The 7,008-nt window shown below is 64.5% G+C and carries 7 protein-coding genes; 4 read left to right on the forward strand and 3 right to left on the reverse strand.

The window, feature by feature from the left end; translation table 11 throughout:
* The coding region (ald, locus tag AC2VOU_RS07485; RefSeq protein WP_486956802.1) for an alanine dehydrogenase at positions 1-1,067 on the reverse strand (1,067 nt) is incomplete at its 3' end.
* A gap of 68 nt (positions 1,068-1,135) precedes the next feature.
* Here ald and aldR point away from each other — a divergent pair.
* Genes aldR through AC2VOU_RS07505 form a run of 4 tightly spaced genes read left to right on the forward strand, consistent with a single transcriptional unit; the run spans position 1,136 to position 5,498 of the window.
* Entirely contained in the window at positions 1,136-1,651 is a 516-nt protein-coding gene (aldR, locus tag AC2VOU_RS07490; RefSeq protein ID WP_486956803.1) for an HTH-type transcriptional regulator AldR, read from the forward strand.
* A gap of 46 nt (positions 1,652-1,697) precedes the next feature.
* Entirely contained in the window at positions 1,698-2,618 is a 921-nt protein-coding gene (locus tag AC2VOU_RS07495) for a metal-dependent hydrolase (RefSeq protein WP_486956804.1), read from the forward strand.
* 14 nt (positions 2,619-2,632) lie between these two features.
* Positions 2,633-4,414 carry an SDR family oxidoreductase gene (locus AC2VOU_RS07500; RefSeq protein ID WP_486956805.1) on the forward strand — a complete coding sequence of 594 codons (1,782 nt, stop codon included), beginning with the start codon at positions 2,633-2,635 and terminating at the stop codon, positions 4,412-4,414.
* A gap of 7 nt (positions 4,415-4,421) precedes the next feature.
* Positions 4,422-5,498: a PDR/VanB family oxidoreductase gene (locus AC2VOU_RS07505; protein WP_486956806.1), complete on the forward strand. Its 1,077-nt coding sequence runs from the start codon at positions 4,422-4,424 to the stop codon at positions 5,496-5,498.
* Here AC2VOU_RS07505 and AC2VOU_RS07510 read toward each other — a convergent pair.
* Both AC2VOU_RS07510 and AC2VOU_RS07515 read right to left on the reverse strand, forming a co-directional pair.
* The gene (locus AC2VOU_RS07510; protein WP_486956807.1) at positions 5,495-5,908 is read right to left on the reverse strand and encodes a hypothetical protein; all 414 of its coding nucleotides are present in this window, start codon (positions 5,906-5,908) and stop codon (positions 5,495-5,497) included. The two genes, AC2VOU_RS07505 and AC2VOU_RS07510, sit on opposite strands and share 4 nt — an antisense overlap.
* Positions 5,909-5,993: 85 nt before the next feature.
* Positions 5,994-7,008 (reverse strand): HNH endonuclease signature motif containing protein (locus AC2VOU_RS07515; protein WP_486956808.1); only part of this gene is annotated, 1,015 nt, incomplete at its 5' end.

Consider the following 7,008-nt stretch of genomic DNA (forward strand, 5'->3'; position numbering starts at 1 on the left):
GCGACCCGCTGGCAGAGTAGCGCTCCATCGTGTGTCGAAAGGCCCTTCGCGAGAGCTAGATTCGACCTGCAGGCGGCCTGCCAACCCTGGTCCGCGAGCTCGAGCACATACGGCATGGTCGCGTTGGTCAGCGCGACCGTCGACGTGGCAGGAACCGCGGCAGGCATGTTGGCCACACAGTAGAACACGGTGTCGTGTACCACGAAGGTCGGATCGTCGTGCGTGGTGGGCCGCGAGTCTTCGAAGCAACCACCCTGATCGATAGCAATATCTACCAGTACTGCGCCTGGCTTCATCTGAGCAACAAGCGAATTCGAAATCAGAGTAGGAGCCTTGCCGCCGGGCAACAACACCGCGCCGATCACTAGGTCGGCGCGTTTCACCGCGTCTTCCAATTCCAGGATGGTGGAATAGCGAGTCTGCACTTGGCCGCTGAACGCGTGGTCGACCTCGCGCAGTTTGCCGATGTTGACGTCGAGAACCGTTACGGCCGAACCCATTCCGTGAGCAACCCGCGCGGCGTTGTGTCCGGCGGTCCCCGCGCCGATGACCACCACGACGGCCGGCGTCACGCCTGGGACGCCGCCCATCAGCACGCCACGCCCGCCGTGAGTGCACATCAGATGATACGCCCCGACCTGGGCCGACAACCTGCCGGCTACTTCGCTCATCGGGGCCAGCAGCGGCAACGTGCCATCTGGGCTTTGGACGGTCTCGTAGGCGATCGACGTGGTGCCCGCGGACAGCAACGCGTCGGTGCACGAACGCGATGCGGCCAGGTGAAGATAGGTGAACAATGTCTGCGCGCGCCGCAGCCGCGGGTACTCCAGCGCTGTCGGCTCTTTGACTTTGAGTACCAAATCGGCATCGGCCCAAATGCTGTCGGCACTGGACCCCGATTGTGCACCTGCGGCTTTGAAATCGCTGTCGGTGATTGCCGAGCCTTCGCCTGCCCCGGCCTGGATCAGGACCTCGTGCCCTCGGCTGGTCAGTTCGGCGACGCCGGACGGAGTGATTGCAACCCGGAACTCGTTGTTCTTGACTTCGGTCGGAACGCCCACACGCATACCGTCAATTGTGAATAAGCTTCACTGAATATGCAAAGACGCCGAAAGAGTTGCGATATAGTCCTGATATGGCCGAAGAAAAATCGGACAATCCGCACCTCATCTCCCCATATGCGAAGGATCTTCGGCCGGCCGACCTGGATCGGGTCGACCGACGCATCCTGGGTCTGCTGCATGTCGATGCTCGGATGACCAACAGCGCACTGGCCGCGGAACTCGGCATCGCCGCATCGACGTGCCACGGCCGGGTTCGCCGACTGCTGGAGTCCGGGGTCATCCGCGGTTTTTATGCCGACATCGATCCTGCCGCGCTGGGACTGCCTCTGCAGGCGATGATTTCGGTCGGCCTGCAGTCCCACGCCCGCGGCAGGATTCGCGACTTCATTCAACAGATTCGGCGCCGGCCGCAGGTGATGGACGTCTACTTCCTTGCCGGGACCGACGACTTCATTCTGCATGTCGCGGCCCGCGACACCGAAGACCTGCGTTCGTTCGTCGTGGAGAACCTCAATGCCGATGCCGACGTCGCGGGCACCCAGACGTCGCTGATCTTCGAGCATTTGCGGGGTGCCGCCCCGGTCTGATCGCGGGGCATCTGCGATACCGGCGGTACCGGGTATGGTTTTGTCCATGTTCACGGTTAGCGACGAGGCTGTCGGTCCGCACCTGCACGGTGGGGACGTCGGGTCAGATCACGAGCGATTGGTCCTCGAAGCGCGCGACGTCGCCTTCGACTGGGCGGAACTTCCGTTTCACTATGTGCCCGGCGAGCCCTTCACCACACACATGCTCAACGTGCTGCACCTGCTGTTGCCGGCCGGCGAGGAGTTCTTCGTCCATCTGTTCAAGCAGGCACTACCACTGATCAAGGACGACCAGCTGCGCCTCGATGTGCAGGGATTCATCGGCCAGGAAGCGATGCATGCCCAGGCTCATACCGGTGTGCAGGAGTACTTCGCCGCCAACAACGTCGACGTGACGCCGTTCACCGATCAGATCACCTGGCTGTTCGCGAAGCTGCTGGGTGACCGGCCACGGTGGAGCGTGCGGCGGCAGCGCGCCTGGCTGCTTGAGCGCGTCGCGCTGGTTTCGGCGATCGAGCACTACACCGCGATCCTGGGTGAGTGGATTCTCGACACGCCTGAGCTCGACGCTGCCGGAGCAGACCCGGTGATGCTGGACATGCTCCGCTGGCACGGCGCCGAAGAAGTCGAACACAAAGCGGTGGCCTTCGACCTGATGAAACACCTGCGGGCCGGATATCTGCGACAAGTCCGCACCCAGCTGATCGTCACGCCGATGATGTTCGTGCTGTGGGTGCGTGGGCTCCGGTTCATGTACTCCATCGACAGGCAGGTCCCGCCGGGGGTGAGACCGCGCTGGCGAGACTACGTCACCGCCGCGCGACGCGGATTGATGCCGGGTCCGATGCGCTTCATCCGGGTGATCGCCGCTTACTACCTTCCACGTTTTCACCCGTCGCAGCTCGGCGGGGTCGAGAAAGCGGTTGACTACCTGGCGATCTCGCCTGCCGCCCGCGCCTCGCGCTAAGCCGAGAGGATCCGATGACCACCGCTTCGGCCAACAGTTTCCGGGCGCCGACCCACAGCACCGTGACCGCCTCTGACGGCGTCAGGCTGGCCGTGTACGCCTACACCGAGATCGACCTTGCCCGGCCGACGGTGCTGGCTGTGCACGGCTACCCCGACAACCACCACCTGTGGGACGGCGTCGCGGAGCATCTTGTGGACCGCTACAACGTCGTCGCCTACGACGTGCGCGGAGCCGGAGAATCGGCACGCCCGGGCAAGTGCGCGGATTACCGCTTCGCCCAACTGGTTTCCGACATCGGCGCGGTCATCGACAGTCTGGGTGTCGGCCGCGTCCACCTCCTGGCGCACGACTGGGGTTCGATCCAATCCTGGGCCGCGGTCACCGACGAGACGGTGATGACCAAAGTGGCCTCGTTTACCTCCATCTCCGGTCCGCACCTGCACTATGCGGGTAAGTTCCTGCGCTCGGCACGGTCCCCACGCGGTCTGGCCGGCGTGATCCGCCAGCTACTGGCCTCGGGCTACATCTGGTTCTTCCTCACCCCGGGCCTGCCGGAGCTGCTGGTCCGGGCGGGGGTCGGTATCAAACTCGTCGAGGCGTTGGGCCGGATCGGCAACGCCAGCACGCAGACCCGACCGGGCGATCCGGTGCGGTCGACCCGTGATTACCTCAACGGGCTCAACCTGTACCGCGCGAATATGCCCGGGCCCTTTTTGGCTCCCGCAGCGACGCTGCCGCACACCACCGTTCCGGTGCAGGTGCTGGCACCGCGAATGGATATGTTCGTCACCCCGGCACTGCAGCGATTCACCGGCTCAATTCCGTTGGGCAGCAGGGTCGTTCCGATCGAGGGCGGCCACTGGGTCGTGACCGCACGCCCCGACGTCGTCGCGCGACTGGCTTCCGAATGGATCGACCGGCACGTCGACGGTGCCGCACTGGCGATCGCCGGTACCGTGCAGGCCGGGCCCCGTGCCGTGCAGGGCAAGCTCGCGCTGGTCACCGGAGCGGGTGCCGGCATCGGTCGGGCCACTGCGGTCGAGTTGGCTCGGCAGGGCGCCGACACCGTCGTGATCGTCGACCGAGATCTGGCTGCGGCGCAGGAGACCGCCGCCGCAGTGCGCGAAGCCGGCGCCGCCGCAGCGGCGTACCAGACCGACGTCAGCGACACGGAAGCAGTCAATGCGCTTGCCGCACAAGTCCACAATGACCACGGGGTGGTCGACATCTTGGTGAACAACGCCGGCATTGGGATGGCCGGCCGATTCCTGGAGACCACTCCCGCGCACTGGGACACCATCTTGGGGGTGAACCTGCATGGTGTGCTCAACGGAAGCCGGGCGTTCGCCGCGCAGATGGTCGACCGTGGCCAGGGCGGCAGCATCATCAATGTTTCGTCGGCAGCAGCGTTTCTCCCGTCGAAGTCGATGATCGCCTATGGCACAACGAAAGCCGCGGTATTGGCCTTCAGCGAATCGCTGCGGGCAGACCTGGCCGACGACGGCATCACTGTCACCGCGGTGTGTCCGGGATTCGTCAACACCAACATCGCCAAGAACACCGTCTACGCCGGTATGACCGCCGTCGATCAGGACAGCGCCCGGCGCAAAGCTGATGTTGCCTACCGTCGACGCAACTTCACGCCAGAAGCCACCGCCAAGGCGATCGTCAAGGCTGTCAAGAGCGGCTCGCCAGTAGTGCCGATCGCGGCGGAGTCACGGGTCGGCTACGCGATGCGGCGCATCAGCCCGTCGCTGATCCGGCTACTGGCCCGCTACGACATCCGACCTTGAGGGCGTTGTGTCGGAAGGCATTTGGGCCAGCAGGCCCGCAGACATCTACGGTCGCCGTAAACGTGACCGGCTGTATGCGGCGGTATGTGGCATGGTCGCGGTACTGAACGGGTTTTCGCTGGCGAGCCGCTGGGAGCCGTCCCGCGTGCTGCCGGTGGGCCGCACGCACAGCGCGGTGATCACCCGACGCGACCAGCTCAGCCCGGACGTGGTCGCGCTGACGTTCGCCGACCCCGACGGCGGCCTGCTGCCGTCGTGGACACCGGGCAGTCACATCGACGTGCAACTGCCATCGGGCCGTCGGCGCCAGTATTCGCTGTGTGGAGCACCCGGGCGGCGCATCGACTACCGAATTGCGGTGCGCCGCATCGCTAATGGTGGCGGCGGGTCGATCGAGATGCACGAGGCGTTTCATGTCGGCGACATCCTGGTGTTCGAAGGTCCCCGCAACGCGTTCTATCTCGGCGGTGACGAGCGTGACGTGCTGTTTGTGATCGGCGGAATCGGCGTGACGCCGATCCTTTCGATGATGCGCGCTGCGCAACAGCGCGGAATGAACTGGCGCGCAGTCTATGCCGGCCGCAGCCGCGAATACATGCCGCTACTTGACGAGGTGTTCTCGCTGGACGCCGACCGGGTCACCGTCTGGGCCGATGACGAGCGGGGGCGATTTGCCACCGCCGATGACCTACTCGTCGATGCCGCGGAGACGACCGCGGTCTATGTGTGCGGCCCGACCGGGATGTTGGAGTCGGTGCGCGCTGCGCGCAAGGAGCACGCGAACGCACCGCTGCACTACGAGCGGTTCAGTCCGCCGCCCGTAGTCGACGGTATCCCGTTCGAACTCGAACTCGCCCGCTCCGGACGGGTTCTGGAAGTGCCCGCCAATCGTTCGGCCCTCGACGTCATGCTCGACGTCGACCCGACGGCGGCGTACTCCTGTCGGCAAGGCTTCTGCGGAACCTGCAAGGTCAAAGTGCTCGGTGGGCACGTCGACCGACGTGGCCGTACTGCAGAAGCGGACGGCGAGATGTTGGTGTGCGTTTCTCGGGCCGTTAGCGGCCGCCTGGTGATCGACGCTTAGGGCGCCGGGGCAAGATGCAGCCTGTTGTTTTCCTGGTAGCCCGCCGGGTTGCCGCAGGCTGCCACGTTGTTGGTGATCTGCACGTTGCCGTCCAGGGTGTTCGGGTCCCAGGTGTAGTGGAACGTAATTGCGTCGCGGATGTCGCCGCCCTGTTCACAGGACACCCCGCCCTTGCCGTCTAACACCCACTGATTGTCGACCAAATTGGCTTGACCCAGGTCCTTGATGGTGACGCAGCCGTCCCCGCAGGGGGAGATGTACCAGTCGCTGTGCACCTCGTGACCGTCGGGGAAGGTTTCGGTTTCGATGTAGTGGCCGTTCAGCGGGTCCGCCGAGGACACTGGGGCCGTCGCTAACAGGGCGACACCGGCGAACATCGCTCCAGCGGCCAGGCCGCGGCTGATCCTCATGCTCGAGGTCCTTTCGTCAAGCTACGTCCCGATCCAGTGATTCTGCCGGGTGAACGTATGGTGACAAAGACGCAGGTTGACATCTTCAGCGGTGTGAAAATCGCTTGCCGATGAATCTTTCGGGATGATGATAATCATTGCGCCGCTTTTGTCCGTGATCGAGATGGGCGGGCGGGATCCACTGCGTATTGCCGACGTTGCCGAGTTTGATTGTCCGCCAGCCGTTATCAACCATTCTGTGGTGGGGTTTACACGCCAATGTCAGCTGGTCGACGTCTGTCCGGCCGCCACGAGCCCAGTCGTTGTCATGATGGACTTCGGTCCAATAGGCGGGGACGTCGCAGCCCGGAGCAGTGCAGCCTCGGTCTTTGGCGTAGAGGACCAGTCGCTGGTCTGCCGAGGCTATTCGACGTGCCCGGCCCAAGTACAGTGGCCGGTCTTGATGGCCGTCGAATACCGCAAGATAGTGGTAGGCGCGGCTGGCCATGCGAATGAGGTCACGCATCGGCAGGACAGTCCCGCCGCCGGTGACAGCGTGACCGGCCGCTGCGCTGAGTTCCTGCAAAGTGGTCGACACGATCACTGTGACCGGCAGTCCGTTGTGCTGCCCGAGTTTCGGATCACCCAGTTGACGGCTCACCAGAGCGTTGAGTGCATCGTGCTGCCGCTGAGCATGGCTGCGCGTATCGGGTTCGTCGGTGGCGCAGGAATTTTCAGCCTTGGGGTTACTCGTACCGGGTGCGGCGAACCGCGCCAGCCACGCGTCGAGGTTGGCGCGCAGCTCCGGCGAAGCCACCAACTTGCCGACGCTCATTCCGTCAGAGCGCTGCGGCGACCAGGTGAACCCGCGCTGGCGGGCTCGATCGATGTCGGAGAACTTGCCGTCGGGATTGATCAACACCGCGCAACGATTCGCCACCTTCTCCAACTGGTCGGGCCGCAGCGCGGTCGCCTGTTCCGCCAGGAACCGCTCCGCATCCTCGACTGTGTCGGGCGGTGTGTCCGATGGCAGGTCGCGAACGAACGTCTGGATCACCTTGAGGTGCTGCGGATCGAGCAGCCCGTCTCTCCAGACCTGGGCCGTCGCGGGCAGCGCCGGC

Source organism: Mycobacterium sp. TH-M25 (assembly GCF_057473665.1).

Coding starts and splice junctions, on each gene's coding strand:
- aldR (WP_486956803.1), top strand. CDS start 1,136: ATGGCCGAAGAAAAATCGGACAATCCGCACCTCATCTCCCCATATGCG.
- AC2VOU_RS07495 (WP_486956804.1), top strand. CDS start 1,698: ATGTTCACGGTTAGCGACGAGGCTGTCGGTCCGCACCTGCACGGTGGG.
- AC2VOU_RS07500 (WP_486956805.1), top strand. CDS start 2,633: ATGACCACCGCTTCGGCCAACAGTTTCCGGGCGCCGACCCACAGCACC.
- AC2VOU_RS07510 (WP_486956807.1), bottom strand. CDS start 5,908: ATGAGGATCAGCCGCGGCCTGGCCGCTGGAGCGATGTTCGCCGGTGTC.